Raw genomic sequence first — 2,315 nt, forward strand, 5'->3', positions numbered from 1 at the left:
ATCTCAGACTATGCAAAAAGCCAATAAAAGGATCAAAACCGGTAGACTCTGCCAGAGCCCCGATCTCATTCGTAATAAGCACATATCCAAGGCTTAACAAAGCATTTGCCGGATCCAATGGCGGATGTTTCGTCCTCTTATCAAAGGTGAATCCTGTGACAGCATTTTGGAATAACCACGAAAGTAAGCTCCGCTGCTTGCTCCTTCAAGACCCATCATGGAGGATATAGCTATCATATCAGGTAGTGATGATATCGCTACCAAGTTTCTAACTCCCAAAAGGGGTCTTAGCTATTTTCACGCTGACGAATTCCTGTTAGGGTACCCACTGGGTCACGATGTTTCAATCCCCTATAACGGGTCTTTGCTATTTTCACAATATATTCCAAAAAAATACCCCCATTTCACATGCAAAAACACCCCTATAGTGCCGCAGCATACTGGCGATAGCCTCCCAGGTTTTTCCCACCTACTGAGGCTATCGCCAAATTCAAAAATTCGAAAAAAACACACGCAGATCAAGACATATCAAACTTTTCTATACACCACACAAATTGTAATCCCATTATCATTCCCCTTTAATTTCATACTTTCCCAATCCATAAACTGTTCCCTTACCCATGTGGAGCAATTCGCCGAGTTTTATAAAGGGCATGAACTCAATAAACTCACCTTCCAATGTTATTTCACCCAGAAAACCACCCATATTCATCTTTGTTCCCTGCCTCTGAGAGTAACGTTTCCAATCATACCACTTCAATCCGGAACAGACAGTACTAACCCTGTCATTAGCCCTTTCAATAAGTTCATTCCATTCCAGTTCCCACTTCTCATCGCAATGGACCTCAGCTAACCGGGATAACCTTCTTAACAGATTTCTCAGTATTATTACAAAATCAATATCGATAGTAAGTTTTCCATCATTTTTTATTCTTGTAGGTGTAAGAAATTGAAAAGTGACCTGATGGTAATTGAGTTGTGCTGCATCCCGGACCAGCTCATCAGAATCCATTACCTGCAAATCGTCTCTAAAATGTGAATCGCCATCGTAAATAAGTATCTCTCTATCGTTATTAAAGCTAATTACTTTCTCTATTGAATATTTCCCTTTATCTTTACCAATCCCTATTCGCCCCAGTTCTTCAAATGCAAATATAATATATGGGATATAGTCTACTGCACGACCAACGAGGATAAGATGAAAATCCAATTTGTTCTCTATTCCATAATGCTGTCTGTTATCTAAAGGTGGCTCGATAACAAAAGGATGTGGTACATATACGTCTTTTGATCGTGTCCCATCCTTTGCTTCCTCAGGAACAGGGGTCTCAAAAACATAGGAATAGATGCACCTGTACCGGTGCAGGCATATTATACATTCCGTCCTTTTTTCAATACACACTGTTTGCCTGAGGGCAGTGCCAAAGCCGCCCCTGAGAGTAGAGCCTTTATACGGGGGGAGAATAAGTTCATTTTGAGGTATTATAGTAAACCGGTATTTGGATAGCTTCATTTAAACTTCACTCCATCCTCCTTTTTAGTAACTCTATAAATTTAGAAATATATAAGAGTGCGGTAAATTTCAACGGACGTTTTTCAGCACTGGATCATCGATATTGGTCTCAAGCCATATCAAACACCCCGACCCCCACTTCCCTCCGGCTATTTCCAAAGCATCTTTCAATCCTTACAAGCCGTCCTGCACGTTTAAGCAGCGCCTTTCCCACACTGCTCTTCTGCACCCTCGCACACCCGGATAGGGAAGGCTCCTCAAGGAACCACAGATAAATGCTATTCCTTCTTCTGCTCTACTTCTCGCCTTCACTCTGCCCGGGTGCCCTCTCCTAATCTGCTCCGCCCGCTCTTGTGGTGTGGAGGCAGGCGCTTTTCGATTATTCTGGCGGTTGAGGGTGTGGCCATGTATAGCTGACCCTGCCACCACTACCGATAGGTAGCAAGGTGGCAGCCATCTTTTTGGATTTGTATGCGACTGCAAATCTGTGTAAATCAGTGAAATCCGTGTCTTTTAATTTTTTTTCAGACACAGATTGACACCGATTAACACTGATTTTACCTAAAATCGTTGTCAACAAAAGAACTGGATCTTAGATCAGTGCCCGTTTTCGATTTAATCGGTTGTTTAGGAAAGTGAAGTAAGATGTTAAGCCGATAAGTGCCGGAGCTGCCTTAAATATATTTTCAATGTTATTTAAATAACCAAGCCCCCATCTTTTCTTCGGTTCTCCTGCTGCCCCTCTTGCTTCACTCTGTCCGGGTGCCCGTTTTGATCTGACTCCGCCTGCCCTTGTGGTGTG

5 protein-coding genes are annotated in these 2,315 nt (G+C 42.6%); all 5 read right to left on the reverse strand.

Features of this window, described 5'->3' with window-relative positions; all coding sequences use genetic code 11:
- On the reverse strand, positions 1-118 hold a 118-nt coding region (locus tag IBX40_12825; GenBank protein ID MBE0525193.1), incomplete at its 3' end, for a CRISPR-associated endonuclease Cas1.
- Positions 94-264: a hypothetical protein gene (locus tag IBX40_12830; protein MBE0525194.1), complete on the reverse strand. Its 171-nt coding sequence runs from the start codon at positions 262-264 to the stop codon at positions 94-96. The genes IBX40_12825 and IBX40_12830, both read right to left, overlap by 25 nt.
- A 304-nt stretch (positions 265-568) precedes the next feature.
- Positions 569-1,513: a CRISPR system precrRNA processing endoribonuclease RAMP protein Cas6 gene (gene cas6 / locus IBX40_12835; GenBank protein MBE0525195.1), complete on the reverse strand. Its 945-nt coding sequence runs from the start codon at positions 1,511-1,513 to the stop codon at positions 569-571.
- Between the two features lie 174 nt (positions 1,514-1,687).
- The gene (locus IBX40_12840; protein ID MBE0525196.1) at positions 1,688-1,996 is read right to left on the reverse strand and encodes a hypothetical protein; all 309 of its coding nucleotides are present in this window, start codon (positions 1,994-1,996) and stop codon (positions 1,688-1,690) included.
- A gap of 109 nt (positions 1,997-2,105) precedes the next feature.
- Positions 2,106-2,315, reverse strand: a 210-nt coding sequence (locus IBX40_12845; protein MBE0525197.1) for a hypothetical protein, incomplete at its 5' end; no start/stop codon positions are given.

The sequence above is a fragment of the Methanosarcinales archaeon genome, assembly GCA_014859725.1.
Classification (GTDB): Archaea; Halobacteriota; Methanosarcinia; order Methanosarcinales; family Methanocomedenaceae; genus Kmv04.

Coding starts and splice junctions, on each gene's coding strand:
- cas6 (MBE0525195.1), bottom strand. CDS start 1,513: ATGAAGCTATCCAAATACCGGTTTACTATAATACCTCAAAATGAACTT.